We start from the raw sequence: 17,079 nt of genomic DNA, 5'->3' as shown, positions 1-17,079 counted from the left end.
CGGAGCTACCTTGCAGCCCTTTCGCGACACAAGGCCGCTCCTACAGGGACCGTGTCAGCCCTTGCTGTCCACGCGCCGCAGCTGCTGGCGTTCGTAGCGGGGGTACAGGTGGCTGACACTGCGAATCAGCTCGTATCGGGTCAGGCTGATACCGGCAAACCGCTCGGGTATCGGGCTGCGGATCATCTCGGCCATGTCATCGCCACGCGCCGCGCCGTCACGCATCAACCCATCCAGCCAGCCCAGATAGTCACGCATCTGCGCAAACGGCCGGGCATCGCTGGCCAGCGGGCCGTGACCGGGTACCAGCTGCTTCCAGGGCAGCGCTTGCAAGGTGTCCAGGTCCTTCAGCCACACCTCCAGACCAGGGGTGTTGGGCGTGGTCAGCGCGCGCTCGTGGAACACCAGGTCGCCGGCGAACAGCACGCCGGTGTTTTCATCCAGAATCGCCAGGTCGGCACCGGTATGCCCGCCCAGCGCCAGCAGCCGCAGGCGGTGCCCACCCACCTCGTGAATACCCGGCGCCAGCACCCGGGTCGGCAGCACCACCTCGGTACCGCGCATCCAGTCGCCGACCAGGCGGTACATGTTCTCGGCCATGGCCTCGCCCTGCTGGCGCAACAGCTTGCCGGTACCGGCCAGGGCGCCGATGGGCACATCGGCAAAGGCCTGGTTGCCCAGCACATGGTCGGGGTGATGATGGGTCAGCAGCACTTCGACCACCGGCTTGTCGGTGGTGGCGGCAATGGCCTGGCGCAAGGCTTCGCCGTAGCGTTTCGACGGCCCGCTGTCGATCACCACCACCCCGCTGTCGGTGACGATGAACGCGGTGTTGACGATATTGCCGCCGTTGTCCTTGGCGAAATTGTCGGTGCTGCCCTCCAGCAGCCAGGTGCTCTCGGCGATCTGCCGGGGCTTGAGCCGATAGTCCAGGTCTGCCCAGGCCGGCAGGCCCAGGCACAGCAGCAACAGCAGAATGCAACGCATGACGGGCGCCTCTGATCAGGGATGGAGTCGGGCAAGGCGTTCAGGGCACTGCCGCCTCGAACTGGTTGCCGCTGTTGTCCTGCAACACCAACCGGGTCGGCCCAGGGCCCTGGATGTCGAAGCCCAGGTTGGGGTTTTCGCTGACCGCCGGGTACAGTTCCAGGCTGGCCAGGCGCTGGCCGTCCGCGCCTTGCAGCTCGGCATGGTTGAGGAAGAATTCGGGAATGCCGCTGACCAGGCCGTTGTCCATCGGGTGGGCCACCTGCAGGCGCAAGCGGCTGCTGTCGCCGCGCGGGTAGCGCCCGCCCAGGACTTCACCGAGGTGCTCCTCCCAGCCGGGCTGGGTACGTACCACACTGGGCGCGGTACAACCGCCGCCAGCGGCATCGATCAGGGCCGAGCCGACGTGCCACAGGCCGTCGCGCGTCAGCACCGCAGCGCGCAGCGGTGTGGCCTGCTCGATGCGGATGCGGATCGACAACCAGGGCAGCACGCGCTCGCCGGGCTGGAAGTCGACAATGCGCGGCAGCGGGTTGAGTTCGGCCCAGGCGAGAATCCGCACCACCTCGCCGCTGAACGCCCGGGCGTCGATCTCCAGCGGCACCTGGCGGGCGTCCTCGGCAAACGGCGGCGCCAGCAGCTTGACCCGGTCATCGAACACGAACGCGGCCTGGCCCAGCAGCTGCTTGTGGTAGAAGTCCCACATCACCGACGGCACCGGGTCCTTGTGGTTACTCGGCTCGCTGGCCTGGGCCTGTGCGGCCCAGGGCATCCAGCAGGCCAGCAGCAAAGTTGCTCGCCAGTTCATCGCCCACTCCCATTAATCAACACGGCTCTCACTGACTTTGCGCGGTCCCTGTGGGAGCGGGTTCACCCGCGAAGAATGCGACGCGGTGTATGGCACCGGCTTCGCCGGTGTTCGCGGCGGTTCGACGCCTCGATGAACCCGCTCCCACAGGGGGATGTGTTGCCTTTAGAAACCCACAAGCCTGCGAAGCTTGTTACTGATACATTTCCGGCACCTGGTAACGCAGGCCGTAACCGGCATAAATCGCCTTCATCCGCCCATCACGAATCAACGCCTCAAGCGCTTCCTCCAGCGCATAGGCCAGCTGCCGGTTGCTTTCATGCACCGCCATGCCGATCTCCCAGGCCTGCTTGCCAAGGTTCGGGTAGGCGTTTTCCGCCAGGGCCAGTTGCGGGTCGGCGGCCTGGTGCAGTTGCCAGTCAACCTCGCCGCGCATCGCCATCACCGCATCCACCTGGCCGGCCTGCATGGCACCGAAGGCCTGCTGCACATTGGGGTAATGATGGGTCCTGGCGCTGAGCATGCCGTTGAACACAGAAGTCAGATAGAACGACGGCACGCTATCCACCTCGACCCCGATCGGGTGCTGCTGGAACACCGCGACGCTGGCCACCGAGGCCAGGCGGCGGCGATCGTAGGCGACCTGCCAGCGCTCCTCCTGATAGGGGCCGAACATGACCACCTGGGCGTTTTCCAGCTCGCCCACCTCGTTGCGCCGCTGCGCGTAGGCATGGTCGTACGGCACCCGCATCATCAGGTCGGCCAGCTGCTGGTGGCGCAGCGGGCTGCCACGCCAGATGTAGTCGCGCAGATCGTCGTCGAGCTTCTCGCCAGGTGGCGCCCAGATCAGCTGCAAGCGCACCCCCAACGCCGTGGCCAGGGCCTGCGCCAGTTCCACGTCGACACCGCGCGGCTGGCCGTGGTCCTCGAAGCTGTAGGGCGCAAAGTCCTTGTACACCGCCACCTTCAGTTCGCCAGCGGCGATGATCGCGTCGTAGCTGCGCACCTGCGCCTGCGCCGCCGCGCAACACAGCAGCAGGCCGCTCAACAGCACCGCCAACAGACGCATGGCCGTCACTCCTCGACGTGCACGCTGTCCAGGTAGGTGCGCACCGCCCACAGGGCCTCCTGGCTCAGGTAGTCGGCCATTTTCGGCATGTACACCCGGCCGTCGCGGACCGCACCATGGCGTACACGCTCGACGAACCATTCATCCCCCGCCTCGCCGGCATCGAGCATGCGCAAATCCGGGGCGATGCCCCCGGACTTGGCCTCAAGGCCATGGCAGGCGGCACAGTTCTGGTTGTAGGCCGAGGCACCGATTTCCACGGCCTTGTCGTGCTCGGGAGAGCTGCGGTACGGGTTGACCGCCGCCCAGCCATCGCCGTCCAGGGTCACGCCAGCGTCCTTGATCGGGGTCAGGCCCTGGGTTTCCACGGCCTGGGGCACCACATTGCCATGTGCCCAGGCCGTGCCGGTCAGCACTGCACTGGCAAGCAGCCCGGCAGCCAGCAAGACGTTGCGTTTTGTTGTCATTTTTATGCCCTCACGATTGCACGCAAGGCCTCAACCACAGAGGCCGTGTCGCCATCTTAGAAACAGCCCGCAAGCGGCCGAATGCTGCTTTGGTGGCCGCGCCTTACTCCCTTGGTAGTAGGGCTTGTGGCGAAGGGCCAAATGAGGTGCCCTGCGGGAACTATTCCCGGCAAGGGCGGGACATTTTCCGTATCCGGCGACGCCCGCCCCGTCCCACCCTGTGCAGGCCAAAACCTCCACTGGGAACTGCAACCATGACAACAAGAACGCTACCCGCCCTTTCCCCTCTGGCCCTGAGCGTGCGGGCCTTGCTGCTGGCCGGTAGCCTGGCCCTGAGCAACGCGGCCACCGCCGCCACCGCCCCAGCCGCACCTGCCGGCAAGAACGTGACCTGGGAAGACATCGCCAACGACCACCTGACCACCCAGGACGTGCTGCAGTACGGCATGGGCACCAACGCCCAGCGCTGGAGCCCGCTGGCCCAGGTCAATGACCAGAACGTGTTCAAGCTGACCCCGGCCTGGTCCTATTCCTTCGGCGACGAAAAGCAGCGCGGTCAGGAATCCCAGGCCATCGTCAGTGACGGTGTGGTCTACGTCACCGGCTCCTATTCGCGGGTGTTCGCCCTCGATGCGAAAACCGGCAAGCGCCTGTGGACCTACAACCACCGCCTGCCGGACAACATTCGCCCCTGCTGCGATGTGGTCAACCGTGGCGCGGCGATCTACGGCGACAAGATCTACTTCGGCACCCTCGACGCGCGGGTCATCGCCCTCGACAAGCGCACCGGCAAAGTGGTGTGGAACAAGAAGTTCGGCGACCACGCCGCCGGCTACACCATGACCGGCGCCCCGGTGCTGATCAAGGACAAGACCAGCGGCAAGGTACTGCTGATCCACGGCAGCTCCGGCGATGAATTCGGCGTGGTCGGCCAACTGTTCGCCCGCGACCCGGACACCGGCGAAGAGGTGTGGATGCGGCCCTTCGTCGAGGGCCACATGGGCCGCCTGAACGGCAAGGACAGCACGCCGACCGGTGACGTCAAGGCACCGTCCTGGCCGGACGACCCCACCACCGAAACCGGCAAGGTCGAAGCCTGGAGCCACGGCGGCGGCGCGCCTTGGCAAAGCGCCAGCTTCGACCCCGAGACCAACACCATCATTGTCGGCGCCGGCAACCCTGGCCCCTGGAACACCTGGGCGCGCACCTCGAAAGGCGGCAACCCGCATGACTACGACAGCCTGTATACCTCAGGGCAGGTCGGCGTCGACCCGAGCACCGGTGAGGTGAAGTGGTTCTACCAGCACACGCCCAACGATGCCTGGGATTTCTCCGGCAACAACGAACTGGTGCTGTTCGACTACAAGGGCAAGGACGGCAAGCTGGTCAAGGCCACCGGCCACGCCGACCGCAACGGCTTCTTCTATGTGGTGGACCGCAGCAACGGCAAACTGCAGAACGCCTTCCCCTTCGTCGACAACATCACCTGGGCCAGCCACATCGACCTCAAGACCGGGCGCCCGGTGGAAAACCCCGGGCAGCGCCCGGCCAAACCGCTGCCGGGAGAAACCAAGGGCAAGCCGGTGGAGGTCTCGCCACCCTTCCTTGGCGGCAAGAACTGGAACCCCATGGCCTACAGCCAGGACACCGGCCTGTTCTACATCCCTGGCAACCAGTGGAAGGAGGAGTACTGGACCGAGGAAGTGAACTACAAGAAGGGCTCGGCCTACCTGGGCATGGGCTTCCGCATCAAGCGCATGTATGACGACCACGTCGGCACCCTGCGCGCCATGGACCCGAGCACCGGCAAGCTGGTGTGGGAGCACAAGGAGCAGTTGCCGCTGTGGGCCGGCGTGCTGGCGACCAAGGGCAACCTGGTGTTCACCGGCACCGGCGACGGCTTCTTCAAGGCCTTCGACGCCAAGACGGGCAAGGAGCTGTGGAAGTTCCAGACCGGCAGCGGCATCGTCTCGCCGCCGATCACCTGGGAACAGGACGGCGAGCAGTACATCGGCGTGACCGTGGGCTACGGCGGTGCGGTGCCGCTGTGGGGCGGTGACATGGCAGAACTGACCAAACCGGTGGCCCAGGGTGGTTCGTTCTGGGTGTTCAAGATCCCCAGCTGGGACAACAAGACTGCACAGCGTTGACTGCATGAGTTGACGTATCACTGGGGCCGCTTTGCGGCCCCAGGGTGCATACCCGACTTCACATTGAGAGCCTTTCGCCATGAACTACTTGCCACTTGCCTTGCTGATCGTGCTGGCCCCTGCCATGGCCGAGAATGCCGACGACGCTGGCAACGATCCCCCCCTGATCATCAACGGCTGCGTGATTGCCGAAGCCAGCCAGTGCCCGGGGGCCGACCTGCGGGGCGCCAACCTGGCCAACCAGGACCTGCGCAAGATGAACCTGGCCGGCGCCGACCTGCGCAATGCCGACCTGCGCCATGCCCGGCTGGACCTGGCCAACCTGGAAAAGGCCAGCCTGCAAGGCGCCAACCTGACGCGCGCCAGCCTGCAGCAGAGCAACCTGCGCCTTGCCGACCTGAGCCATGGCCGGCTCGTGGCCATTCAGGGCTGGGGCCTGTTTGCCCAGGGTGCGCAATTTGCCAAGGCCGACCTCAGCGCGGCCTACCTGCAGTTCGCCAGGTTGTCAGGGGCAAAGATGCAGCAGGCCAACCTGCGCGCGGCGGACCTGGAAATGGCCTGGCTGAGCAAGGCTGACCTGCAAGAGGCCGACCTTGGCGATGCCAACCTGCAGGAGGCCAAGTTTGGCCAGAGCAACCTGGCCCGCGCCGACTTGCGCGGGGCGCGGCAGCATTACGGGAATTTTCAGGAGGCCAACATGGAGGGGTGCGAGGGGTGCCCCGACACCTGGGACAATTGAGCAAAGCGTGCTTGGGCACATTGTTCCCCTGTGGGAGCGGGTTCACCCGCGAACACCGGCGAAGCCGGTGCCATATACCGAGTCGCCTCATTCGCGGGTGAACCCGCTCCCACAGAGTCACTGCTAAATCCATTAGTCATATGTTGGCCTTCAAAGAAACCTCACCCCGCCACCCGCACCACCCCCAGATCAATCCCCAGATGCACCAGCTCGGCATGGGAACTGACCTGCAACTTGCTCTTGAGCAAGGTCAGGTGGTTGGACACGGTCTTGGCGCTGATGCACAGCTGCTCGGCAATCCCCCGCACCGGTGTGCCCTTGGCCAGCATCATGAAAATCTCCAGCTCACGCTGGGTCATGCGCTGCAAGCGCGGGTCGCTGGCATTCTGCTGTGAGGTGCAGGCCAGCTGGGTGGCCAGGGGCTGTTCGATATAGGCATGCCCGGCCAACACCCGCTGCACCGCCTCGATCAGCACTTCGGGCGCCGAGTTCTTGGTCAGGTAGCCCGAGGCACCGGCATCCAGCGCCTGGCGCACCAGCGGCAGTTCGTCATGCATGCTGAAGAACAGCACCCGCAATTGCGGCAGGCGCTGACGCAGGCGCCGGGTGGTTTCCAGGCCGCTGATGCCTGGCAGGCCGAAGTCCATGATCACCAGGTTGGGCACCTGCTCCTGAACCCGGGCCAGCGCCTCTTCGCCACTGGCAGCCTCACGCACCTGTACTGTCGGCAGCACTGCCCGCAACAGGCTGGCATAGCCCTGGCGGACCACGGCGTGGTCATCGACCAACACGATATTCATCACACCTCCATGGGAATGTTCAGGTCCAGCGCCCAGCCGGCACCCGGGCGGCTGAGGATGCGCAGTTCACCGCCGAGGCTGCGGGCGCGCTCGGCCATCGAGTGCAGGCCTACCCCGGGGCGCTGGGGCTCGCTGGCACCGCAACCGTTGTCGCGAACCAGCAGGCGCAAGCCCTTGGCGCTGCGTTGCAGGCGCACCCGCACCTGGCTGGCGCCGGCGTGCCGGGCGACGTTGGTCAATGCCTCCTGCAGCAAGCGATACAGATGCGTCCTGCTCGGCCCGGGCAGCGCCGGCAGCTGCTCGCCGACCCGCAGGCGGCAATCGATACCCTGGCTAGCCTGCCATTGGCTCACCAGCAGGCCAAAGGCTTCGGCCAGCGGCATGTGCTGCAGCGCCAGCGGGTACAGGTCGTGTACCAGGGCGCGGAAACCTTGCTGCAGGCGTTCGCAATCAAGCTCCAGGGTACGTGTCGTCTGCGCCACCACGGCGGGCTGGTCGGCGACCATGCGCAGCAGGCAGAGCTGGGCCCGAATACCCGCCAGGTATTGCCCGAGGTCGTCGTGCAGCGTCTGCGCCAGCTGGGTGCGCTCCTGCTCCTGCACCGCCAGCAGGGCCTGGGTGAGTTGGGTATTGTCGGCACGGGCCTGCTGCAGAGACGCGGTCATGCGGTTGAAATGCTCGGCCAGCTGGCGCGCCTCCGGCAGGCCGGCCTCATTCAGGCGTGCGGTCAATTGCCCACCCGAGACCTGGCGCAAGGCCTGCAGCAGATCGTCCAGCAAGCCCATGCCCCGCCGCACCGCCCAGCGGATGGTCAACAAGCTCAGCAACAACGCCAGGCCGCACAGGACCAACAGCTGCTGCAGGGAGTCGCGGACCTCGTCGATTTCATCCCGCGCATCCACGGCGATCATTACCCGGCGGCCGTCACCCAGCTCCAGCAGCCGGCTGCTGTCATGGCGCTGGCCAAGCAGCTGGCGGCCCAGCCAGGCATCCAGGCCGGTTTCTTGCGGCAGCCGAGCAGGTTCATCCGCCGCCAGCCAGTGCACCCGCACATGGCGCAGGCTTTGCGTCAGCCGTGGTTGCAGGCTCTGCGGGGCGCGTTCGGCGGTGTCCCCGAGGTACGCCACCACGGCTTGCGCCGATTGCAACTCCCGCTCCACATCAGCCACCGCCTGGCGCAGCAGCACCCCGGCACAGGCCAGCGTCACCAGCGCGAAGCAACAGGTGACCCAGAGGTTGATTCGCCACAGGGCCGACAGGTTGACAAGGCGCATGGGCAATTCTCCTCCAGGGGCTGCGGCTCATCGTAAAACCCGGGCCCGTGTGGTGAATTACTACCTTGGTACCGGCCGAGCGCTACTTTCTGCATATTTCCCCCTCCCGGCGGGCTTCCTATGCTGGCGCCATCTGCCGTGGAGTTGCCTTATGCGCCAGCCTGCCCACCTTGCCTTGACCTGCCTGCTGGCCCTGGCCGCGACGCTTTCTGCGAGCCCGGCGCCCGCTGTGCAGGCCCAGGCCGCAGAACCGTTGCAGGTGCGCATCGGCTACCTCGGCTATCGCCCCGATCCCGGCCCGCTGCTGTCCAACATCCTTCCCGAGCCCACCGATGCCGGGCTGCAGGGCGCCGAACTGGCGATTGTCGACAGCAACAGCAGCGGGCGTTTTCTCAAGCAGGAATTCCACCTGGCCAATGCCAGCGTCGACAGCCCCGAAGCCCTGCTGCAAGCCGCCAAGGCCCAGCATGACCAGGGCCTGCGGCTGTTCGTGGTTAATGCCCCCGCCGCCAGCCTGCGCGCGCTGTCTGCCGCCCTGCCCGACAGCCTGTTGTTCAACGCCGGCAGCCCGGACGACAGCCTGCGCAGCAGCCAGTGCCTGGGCAATGTGCTGCACAGCCTGCCCAGCCGCGCCATGCTGGCCGATGCCCTGGCGCAATTCCTGGTACTGCGCAAATGGCAGCGAGCGCTGTTGATCGTCGGCCAGACCGACGACGACCGCGACTACGCGGCGGCCCTGCGCCGGTCCATGAAGCGCTTTGGCATGCAGCTGGTCGCGGAGAAAGCCTGGACATTCGACAACGACCAGCGCCGCAGCGCCCAGGCCGACATGCCGCTGTTCACCCAAACCGCCGAGTACGACGTGGTGCTGGTGGCCGACGAGCGCGGCGACTTCGGCGAGTACCTGCCCTACCAGACCTGGTACCCGCGCCCGGTAGCCGGCACCCAGGGCCTGACCCCCACCGGCTGGCACAAGACCGTGGAAACCTTCGGCGCGGCGCAGTTGCAAAAGCGCTTCGAAGCCCAGGCCGGGCGCTGGATGAACGACCGCGACTTCGCCGCCTGGATGGCCGTGCGCAGCGTCGCCAGCGCAGTGAGCAAACTGCGCCAGGCCGACCCCCGCGCCCTGCAGCAACTGCTGCTCAGCGAGCAGTTGCCACTGGACGGTTTCAAGGGCCGCAAGCTCAGCTACCGCCCGTGGAACGGCGAGCTGCGCCAGCCAATCCCGCTGGTGCAGCCGCGGGCCCTGGTCAGCACCTCGCCGCAGGAGGGCTTCCTGCACCCGTTCAACGAAATGGACAGCCTGGGGTACGACAAGCCCGAAGTGACCTGCGGCTACCCCTGACCCGATAACCACAACAAAAAGGATTTCGCCATGCGCCGCTCCCCGTTTCACCGGGCACTGCTTTACCCCAGCCTGCTGTCGGGCGCCCTGGCGCTTGCCGGCGGGCATGCCGTGGCCGCCACCGCCTGGGTGTCGAACGAGAAGGACAACAGCCTCAGCCTGATCGACATGCACACCCTGCAAGTCACCGAGACCCTGCCAGTGGGCCAGCGCCCGCGCGGCCTGCTGCTGTCCCACGACAACACGCTGCTGTACATCTGCGCCAGCGATTCGGACCGTGTGCAGGTGATGGACGTGGCCACCCGCAAGATCATCAAGGAGCTGCCCTCCGGCAAGGACCCCGAGCAGTTCGCCCTGCACCCCAACGACCGCTGGTTGTACGTGTCCAACGAGGACGACGCGCTGGTGACGGTGATCGACACCCAGACCGACAAAGTGCTCGGGCAGATCGACGTCGGCATCGAGCCCGAAGGCATGGCGGTGAGCCCGGATGGCAAGTGGGCGGTCAACACTAGCGAAACCACCAACATGCTGCACTGGATCGATACCAGCACCCAGACCCTGGCGGACAGCACCCCGGTGGACCAGCGGCCACGCTTCGTCGAGTTCAGCCAGGACGGCTCGCGGCTGTGGGCCTCGGCAGAAATCGGCGGCACGGTGACCATCCTCGACGTGGCCAGCCGCCAGGTGCTGAAAACCCTGAATTTCCAGATCAAGGGCGTGCACCCGGACAAGGTCCAGCCGGTAGGCATCAAGCTCAGCGCCGATGGCAAGTACGCGTTCGTCGCCCTGGGCCCGGCCAACCATGTGGCGGTGGTCGATGCCAAGACCTATGAAGTACTCGACTACCTGCTGGTGGGCCGGCGGGTCTGGCAATTGGCGTTCACCCCGGACCAGAGCCAGTTGCTGGCCACCAACGGGGTCAGCGGCGACGTTTCGGTGATCGATGCAAAAAGCCTCAAGGTGCTCAAGTCGGTGAAGGTCGGCCGCTACCCCTGGGGCGTGGTGGTGACGCCATGAATACCCTCGAAGTCAGTGACGTGAGCTTTGCCTACGGCCAGCGCGAGGCGCTCAGGCAGGTCGGCTTCAGCCTGGCGCCCGGGCGTTTCGCCGCCTTGCTGGGCCCCAACGGCGCCGGCAAGTCGACCCTGATCGCCCTGCTCACCCGGTTGTACGACCTGCAGCATGGCGACATCCGCGTGTGCGGCTGCTCGCTGCGCAACGCCACACGCCCGGCCTTGCGCCAGCTGGGCGTGGTGTTCCAGCAAAGCACCCTGGACCTTGACCTGAGCGTGGAGCAGAACCTGCGCTACCACGCCTCGCTGCATGGCCTGTCGCGGCGCCAGGGCAATATTCGGGTCGATGCCGAACTGGCCCGCCAGGGCCTCGATGAACGGCGGCGTGAGCCGGTCCGGGCGCTGAACATCGGCCATCGACGCCGGGTGGAGATTGCCCGCGCGCTGCTGCATGAACCGCGTTTGCTGTTGCTCGACGAGGCCAGCGTCGGCCTTGACCCGGCCAGCCGCCTGGCGCTCAACCAGCACCTGCGGCTGCTGTGCCGCGAGCAGCGCCTCAGTGTGCTGTGGACCACCCATCTGCTGGACGAAGTGCAGCCCAGCGATGACCTGCTGATCCTGCATCAAGGGCGCCTGGTGGCCAGCGGCACGGCCGACGCCCTGAGCCTGGAGCACGGCGGTGACCTCGACCATGCCTTTGCCCGCCTGACCAGCGCCCCCACAGGAGCCAATGCCCGATGAACGCTTACTGGCAGTGCTTCAACGGCATTCTCCTGCGCGAATGCCTGCGTTTCGTCCTGCAGCGCACCCGTTTTCTCAGCGCCCTGGTGCGCCCGCTGCTGTGGCTGCTGGTGTTCGCCGCCGGCTTTCGCGCGGCCCTGGGCATTGCGATCATCGAGCCCTACGACACCTACATCCCCTACGAGGTGTACATCATCCCGGGCCTTGCCTGCATGATCCTGCTGTTCAACGGCATGCAGGGCTCGCTGTCGATGGTCTATGACCGGGAGATGGGCAGCATGCGCGTGTTGCTGACCAGCCCGTTGCCGCGGCCCTTCCTGCTCGGCAGCAAGCTGCTGGCAACCTCGTTGATCTCCCTGCTGCAGGTGTACGCCTTCCTTGCCATTGCCTGGTTGTATGGCGTGCAGCCACCGGCTGCGGGCCTGTTGCTGGCGCTGCCGGCGTTGTTGCTGGTGGCGCTGATGCTCAGCGCCCTGGGGCTGTTGCTGTCGAATGCGATTCGCCAGCTGGAGAACTTCGCCGGGGTGATGAACTTCGTGATATTCCCGCTGTTCTTCCTGTCCTCGGCGCTGTACCCGTTGTGGAAGATGCGCGAGGCCAGCCAGTGGCTGTACTGGCTGTGTGCAGTGAACCCGTTCACCCATGCCGTGGAGCTGGTGCGCTTTGCCTTGTATGAGCGCTTCAACCCGCTGGCGCTGGCGGTATGCCTGGGGCTGACCGTGCTGTTCACCCTGCTGGCGATCCTTACCTTCAACCCCCAGCATGCGGCGCTGCGCAAGCCGCGCTGATTGGCAGCTGTCTCCCTCCGGACCCTTCGCCGAACCCGTTGAAGGAACACGGTCCGTGTGGGAGCGGGTTTACCCGCGAAGAAGACGACGCGGTGCATGGCACCGGCTTCGCCGGTGTTCGCGGGTAAACCCGCTCCCACAGGGATCGCGCATGCATTCAGATATTGGGCAGGATCAGGCCAGAGGCGCCCGGCTTTCTACTACTTTGGTACTGCCTTTGCTGTCTGATCGTCGCATTCACAATGCACCGCCACTGGCATGTAATGGGCCTATAACAAAAAGGACAAACCCCATGCCACGTGCCCTGCCCCGGCTGCCACGCCCATTGCTGGCGGCGCTTTCCCTGAGCCTGACGCTGGGCATCGCCCAGGCCGACACCACGCCGCTATTCTCCGCCGACGGCTATCGCACCACCCTCTACCGCAGCCCGACCCCACAACAGGTCGAGGGCGGCCAGGTCATCGACACTGCCACCCTGCAAGCCCTGCTGGGGCACACCCCAAGGCCGGTACTGATCGACGTCTACCGCCGCCAATGGCTGCAAGGCCGCTTCATCGAAGATGAACCCCACGCCAACATCCCCGGCAGCCGCTGGCTGGCCAACACCGGCGACGGTGAGCTGAGCCCGGCGTGGCACGATTACTTCGTGCGCAACCTGCAACAAGCCACCGCCGGGCGCACGGAGCAACCGCTGGTCTTTTACTGCCGCTCCGATTGCTGGTTAAGCTGGAACGCGGTAAAACGCGCGAAAGCCCTGGGCTATAAGAATCTGTATTGGTACCGCGACGGCCTGGACGCCTGGCAGCAGGCCAACCTGCCGCTGCAACCGGCGCAGCCAGAACCCTTCCCCTGAATTCATCGCCTGCAAACGCGTGCCCGCTCCATCCAATAAAAACGAGGTGAAAAGGCCATGTACAAAATTCTGATTGCCGACGATCACCCCCTGTTTCGCGAAGCTATCCACAACGTTATCAGCGATGGCTTCCAGGGCAGCGAAGTCATGGAAACTGCCGACCTGGACAGCGCCCTGGCGCTGACCCACGAGCACGACGACCTCGACCTGATCCTGCTCGACCTGAACATGCCCGGCATGCATGGCCTCAATGGCCTGATCACCCTGCGCAACGAGGCACCGACCACGCCGGTGGTGATCGTCTCGGCCGAGCAGGAAAAGCAGATCGTGCTGCAGGCCATCACTTATGGTGCGGTGGGTTTCATCACCAAGTCCTCGCCCCGCTCACAGATGATCGAGGCGATCGAGCAGATCCTCAATGGCAACGTCTACCTGCCGCCCGACATCATCCGTGCCCAGAAAAGCAGCACCAGCCGGCGCCTGAACGATGCCCCGAGCTTCCCGCCGGAGATGCTCCAGGCCCTGACCCGCAAGCAGCTGCTGGTGCTCGAGCGCATGACCAAGGGCGAGTCGAACAAGCAGATCGCCTACACCCTGGATATCGCCGAGACCACGGTCAAGGCCCATGTTTCGGCGATCCTGCGCAAACTCAACGTGCACAACCGGGTGCAGGCCATCCTCAGTGCCGGTGATATCGATTTTGGTGATTACCTGCGGCGTTGACCTGTTCCGGCCTCTTCGCGGGCTTGCCCGCGAAGAGGCCGGCGGCTATACCACGCTTCTGCCGAGCAAATGGCTCATCGCCGCCTTCAGCTTCATCGGCCGCACCGGCTTGTGCATCAGGGTGTGGCCCAGCTCGCGGATCTGTTGCTTGAGCTCGTTGCTGTAGTTGGCGGTGATCATCATCGCCGGCAAGGGCTGGGCGCGGCGGGCATTGATTCGCGCCACGGCGTCGACGCCATTGCAGTCGTTGTCCAGGTGGTAGTCGGCGATCAGCAGGTCGGCCTCGGCATGGTAGTTGTCCACCTGGCGCGCCAGGTCCTCCTCCGACAGCGCGGTGACCACCCGGCAACCCCACCCCTCCAGCAGGGTGCGCATGCCGGCGCAAATCGCCGCATCGTTATCCAGCACCCACACCCGCGCCCCGCGCAGGCGCTCGAGCATCGGTTCGCTGATCGCCAGGCTCGGCTGGGCCTTTGGCGCGGTGGCGCTCAGCGGCACTTCGACCGCGAACACCGAGCCTTTGCCAAGCCATGACCGCACCCGAATCCGGTGGCCGAGGATGCCGGCGATCTTTTCCACGATCGCCAGCCCCAGGCCCAAGCCACGGTCCTGGTCCGGGCGCTGCACATCGCCGCGCCTGAACTCCTGGAACATTTCTTCCAGGTGCTCTTCGGCGATACCGATCCCGCTGTCCCATACCTCGATCCGCAAGCCGCCACGCTGGCGCCGGCAGCCCAGCACCACGCGGCCGCTGCGGGTGTAGCGAATGGCATTGCTGAGCAGGTTGCGCAGGATCCGCGCCAGCAGCTGAATGTCACTGCGCACCACGGCGGAACAGCCCACGAAATGCAGCTCAAGCCCTTCGCTGCGCGCCACCTGGGCGTATTCGGCAGCGAGGTTGTCCATCAGTTCGCGCAGGGCGAACGGGGCGACATCGGCCTTGATCACGCCGGCATCGAGCTTGGAAATATCCACCAGGGTACCTAGCAGGTTCTCCACATCCTCCAGCGAGTTGCTGACATTACGCACCAGGTGAGCACTGTTGTGTGGCTCGCGGTGTTCGAGCAAGGCACTGGTGAACAGCCGCGCCGCGTTCAGTGGCTGCAGCAGGTCATGGCTGACGGCGGCAAGGAACTTGGTTTTCGACAGGTTGGCCTGCTCGGCCTCGCGCTTGGCCTCGCGCAGGCGCGATTCCACCCGGCTGCGCTCCTCGATTTCGCGCAGCAACTGTTCGTTCAGGCTGGTCAGCTCGGCAGTGCGCTCGCGTACCCGTTGCTCCAGATGCTGATACGCCTGGTGCAGCGCCTGCGCGGTATTGCGCCGCTCGGTGATGTCGCGGATCAATACGAAGATGCCCACCACTTCGCCATTGGCCAGGCGGTTCGGCACGTAGGAGCGCAGCATGTAGCGTTCCTGGCCGTTGATGTTGGTTTCGGCAAACTCGAAGGTTACGCTCTCCCCCGCCAGCGCCCGCGCCACGTAGGCCTCCAGGCGCTGGTAATGCTGCTCGCTGTGGGCCTCGCGCAGGCTCTGGCCCAGCATCACGCCGCGAGGCCAGCAGTACCATTCTTCATAGACCTTGTTGGTGAATTCGTAGACCAGGTCGGCATTCAGGTAGGCGATCAGCGCCGGCACATGGTCGGTGATCAGGCGAATCTGGTGCTGGTGTGCCGTCTCGGCACGCTGCCGGGCCTCGCTGAGCAGGTGGTTGACGGCCTTGAGCTCGGCCATGGCCTGGTTCAGCGCTTCGGTGCGTTCGCGCACCTGCTCGGCCAGCACCACCGAATGCTGGAACGCGGCATAAGGGTCGTTGCCACGCGTGACGCCAGACTCGATACGCTCGATCAGTGCGCCGTTGATACGCTGCAGCTTGTGGTTCTGGTGCTGCAGCCGGGCAACCTCGGCCTGCAGTTCAGCGACCGACAGGAGGCCGGTTGCGGGCAATGGCGACCCCGGTGAAGGTCTGGTTGATGTGCATGCCATTGAACTGTTCTCCGTAGGTGTTGAAGCCGATCACCCGCTGCTCGCGCAGGAACGCGCCGATCGGCTCCAGGCCGTGCCGGGCTTCCAGCTCCAGCCGCCGCAGGAAGCAATCGCAACCGATGGTCAGCAGCAGCGGGCCGAGGCGCTGCTGCAAGCCGTCGAACAACTGGTGCAGGTTCGGCAACAGCGGGCCCGGGGTCATGGCGGTGAGCACGATGCCGTTCTCCACCGCGCAGTAGAAACTCAGGCTCAGGTCCGGGTGCACTTGCTGGATCGCCCGCACGTAATACTGGTCATGGATGCGCACGGCCAGCGGATGGGCGGCGAACACTTGATGATCAAGCTCGGCCACTGGCACGCCGATGTGCCGGGCGTATTCCTCGGCAGCAGGCTCGGCATTCAGTTCGAAGACCCGGCGCTGGGCACTGTCGGCACCGGTGACCACCAGCTTTTCCTGACGCGGCAGGATGTGGTGGGTGGTGAACACTTCGAAGTCGAGCCAGGTATTGACCAGCACCACCACCGCGGCGCCGTGGTGGAACGCGCCGCCGAAATACACGTGGGTACGGGTCAGGTAGTTGTCGTCGCCGGCCGAACCGCCGAAATGCGGGATATCGCCCAGGGCCGCACTGAGGGCGGCGAGCACCATTTCCTCGCGGCTGGACAGGCCGTCGAGCAGGGTCAGGGCAAAGCTGTGGCCCTTGATCGGCGCCAGGGTGTTGCTGCGGCAAGTGCCGACCAGGCGCTCGACCATCTGCTGGGCGTCGATCAGGCTGAAGCGCTCCATTTCATCGATCAGTTCGGTGGCGATGGAAAAGTGCCGATGATCGAACCCGACTGCCGTTATGCAATTGCGACCGTAGCCCAGCGGGGTGATTTCGCCGGCGCTGGTGCAACCGACCAGGCGGATGCCGCCAAAACCCTGCTCCAGGGCTTCGCCCAAGGCTTGCAGGTCGTATTCGGCGGAGCAGAAGAACAGCACGAAGCCCAGGTGCGGGTGCAGCAACTGCGCCGCCAGCTCCTGGGCTGCCTGCCGGGCGTCGGTTGCCTGGGACATGGCGCTGACCACACCGTCGTTGTGAGCCTGCTGCATCGTGGTCTCCGGCGCGGGGTGGCTGAGTGGTGAGTGTACGAAGGCGATCATCGACGACGAATGCTACTTGGGTAGCGGGTGGGCGGTTCCATGGTTGTAATAGCTTTTCCTGAAGATTGCCGGGGCCGCTGCGCGGCCCTTTCGCGACGCAAGGCCGCTCCCACATCGACCGCGCAAGCCCAATTCACGAACCCTGCGCGGACATTGTGGGAGCGGCCTTGCGTCGCGAAAGGGCTGCACAGC

Annotated in this window: 16 protein-coding genes; 8 read left to right on the top strand and 8 right to left on the bottom strand. The window is 65.5% G+C overall.

The window, feature by feature from the left end; genetic code table 11:
* Window positions 1-54 precede the first annotated feature (54 nt).
* The 4 genes from CAG00_RS02310 to pedF form a co-directional block, all read right to left on the bottom strand.
* Complete coding sequence (locus CAG00_RS02310; protein WP_085663376.1) at window positions 55-987, bottom strand: quinoprotein relay system zinc metallohydrolase 1; 933 nt, start codon at window positions 985-987, stop codon at window positions 55-57.
* Between the two features lie 40 nt (window positions 988-1,027).
* On the bottom strand, window positions 1,028-1,795 hold the full coding sequence (locus CAG00_RS02305) for a quinoprotein dehydrogenase-associated SoxYZ-like carrier (protein WP_085663375.1): 768 nt from the start codon (window positions 1,793-1,795) through the stop codon (window positions 1,028-1,030).
* A gap of 193 nt (window positions 1,796-1,988) precedes the next feature.
* Window positions 1,989-2,864, bottom strand: coding sequence for an ABC transporter substrate-binding protein (locus CAG00_RS02300; protein WP_085663374.1), 876 nt, complete (start codon window positions 2,862-2,864; stop codon window positions 1,989-1,991).
* Window positions 2,865-2,869: 5 nt separating this feature from the next.
* Entirely contained in the window at window positions 2,870-3,331 is a 462-nt protein-coding gene (pedF, locus tag CAG00_RS02295; protein ID WP_046613884.1) for a cytochrome c-550 PedF, read from the bottom strand.
* Between the two features lie 254 nt (window positions 3,332-3,585).
* Between pedF and exaA the strand changes: the two genes are divergently transcribed.
* A complete protein-coding gene (gene exaA / locus CAG00_RS02290) occupies window positions 3,586-5,481 on the top strand; it encodes a quinoprotein ethanol dehydrogenase (protein ID WP_085663373.1) in 1,896 nt (631 codons plus the stop codon).
* A gap of 79 nt (window positions 5,482-5,560) precedes the next feature.
* Entirely contained in the window at window positions 5,561-6,220 is a 660-nt protein-coding gene (locus tag CAG00_RS02285) for a pentapeptide repeat-containing protein (RefSeq protein WP_085663372.1), read from the top strand.
* A 161-nt stretch (window positions 6,221-6,381) separates the two neighbouring features.
* Here the strand turns inward: CAG00_RS02285 and CAG00_RS02275 are convergent, their stop codons facing one another.
* Together CAG00_RS02275 and CAG00_RS02270 are read right to left on the bottom strand one after the other, a co-directional pair.
* Entirely contained in the window at window positions 6,382-7,020 is a 639-nt protein-coding gene (locus CAG00_RS02275; RefSeq protein WP_085663371.1) for a response regulator transcription factor, read from the bottom strand.
* Complete coding sequence (locus CAG00_RS02270; RefSeq protein WP_085663370.1) at window positions 7,020-8,294, bottom strand: histidine kinase; 1,275 nt, start codon at window positions 8,292-8,294, stop codon at window positions 7,020-7,022. Before CAG00_RS02270 ends, CAG00_RS02275 begins: the two co-directional genes overlap by 1 nt.
* 151 nt (window positions 8,295-8,445) lie before the next feature.
* Between CAG00_RS02270 and CAG00_RS02265 the strand changes: the two genes are divergently transcribed.
* The 6 genes from CAG00_RS02265 to CAG00_RS02235 all read left to right on the top strand — a co-directional run bounded on the left by CAG00_RS02265 (window position 8,446) and on the right by CAG00_RS02235 (window position 13,760).
* Window positions 8,446-9,639, top strand: coding sequence for an ABC transporter substrate-binding protein (locus CAG00_RS02265; protein WP_085663369.1), 1,194 nt, complete (start codon window positions 8,446-8,448; stop codon window positions 9,637-9,639).
* Window positions 9,640-9,669: 30 nt separating this feature from the next.
* Window positions 9,670-10,659, top strand: coding sequence for a YVTN family beta-propeller repeat protein (locus CAG00_RS02260; RefSeq protein WP_085663368.1), 990 nt, complete (start codon window positions 9,670-9,672; stop codon window positions 10,657-10,659).
* Window positions 10,656-11,396 carry an ABC transporter ATP-binding protein gene (locus CAG00_RS02255; protein ID WP_038409366.1) on the top strand — a complete coding sequence of 247 codons (741 nt, stop codon included), beginning with the start codon at window positions 10,656-10,658 and terminating at the stop codon, window positions 11,394-11,396. The genes CAG00_RS02260 and CAG00_RS02255 overlap by 4 nt, the downstream gene beginning before the upstream one ends.
* The gene (locus CAG00_RS02250; RefSeq protein WP_013972167.1) at window positions 11,393-12,184 is read left to right on the top strand and encodes an ABC transporter permease; all 792 of its coding nucleotides are present in this window, start codon (window positions 11,393-11,395) and stop codon (window positions 12,182-12,184) included. The genes CAG00_RS02255 and CAG00_RS02250 overlap by 4 nt, the downstream gene beginning before the upstream one ends.
* Before the next feature lie 292 nt (window positions 12,185-12,476).
* Window positions 12,477-13,037, top strand: coding sequence for a PQQ-dependent catabolism-associated CXXCW motif protein (locus CAG00_RS02240; RefSeq protein WP_075045534.1), 561 nt, complete (start codon window positions 12,477-12,479; stop codon window positions 13,035-13,037).
* Window positions 13,038-13,094: 57 nt separating this feature from the next.
* Window positions 13,095-13,760, top strand: coding sequence for a response regulator transcription factor (locus CAG00_RS02235; RefSeq protein ID WP_013972165.1), 666 nt, complete (start codon window positions 13,095-13,097; stop codon window positions 13,758-13,760).
* 45 nt (window positions 13,761-13,805) lie between these two features.
* On the opposite strand, the gene CAG00_RS02230 is transcribed toward CAG00_RS02235, so the two are convergent.
* Window positions 13,806-15,704, bottom strand: a complete 1,899-nt coding sequence (locus CAG00_RS02230) for a NahK/ErcS family hybrid sensor histidine kinase/response regulator (RefSeq protein WP_085663367.1) — start codon at window positions 15,702-15,704, stop codon at window positions 13,806-13,808.
* Window positions 15,673-16,836: a nitric oxide-sensing protein NosP gene (nosP, locus tag CAG00_RS02225; RefSeq protein ID WP_025339567.1), complete on the bottom strand. Its 1,164-nt coding sequence runs from the start codon at window positions 16,834-16,836 to the stop codon at window positions 15,673-15,675. The genes CAG00_RS02230 and nosP overlap by 32 nt, the downstream gene beginning before the upstream one ends.
* Window positions 16,837-17,079: the final 243 nt, after the last annotated feature.

The organism is Pseudomonas sp. B5(2017), assembly GCF_002112825.1.
GTDB lineage: Bacteria > Pseudomonadota > Gammaproteobacteria > Pseudomonadales > Pseudomonadaceae > Aquipseudomonas > Aquipseudomonas putida_Z.
This window is presented reverse-complemented; position numbering and strand designations above follow the sequence as displayed.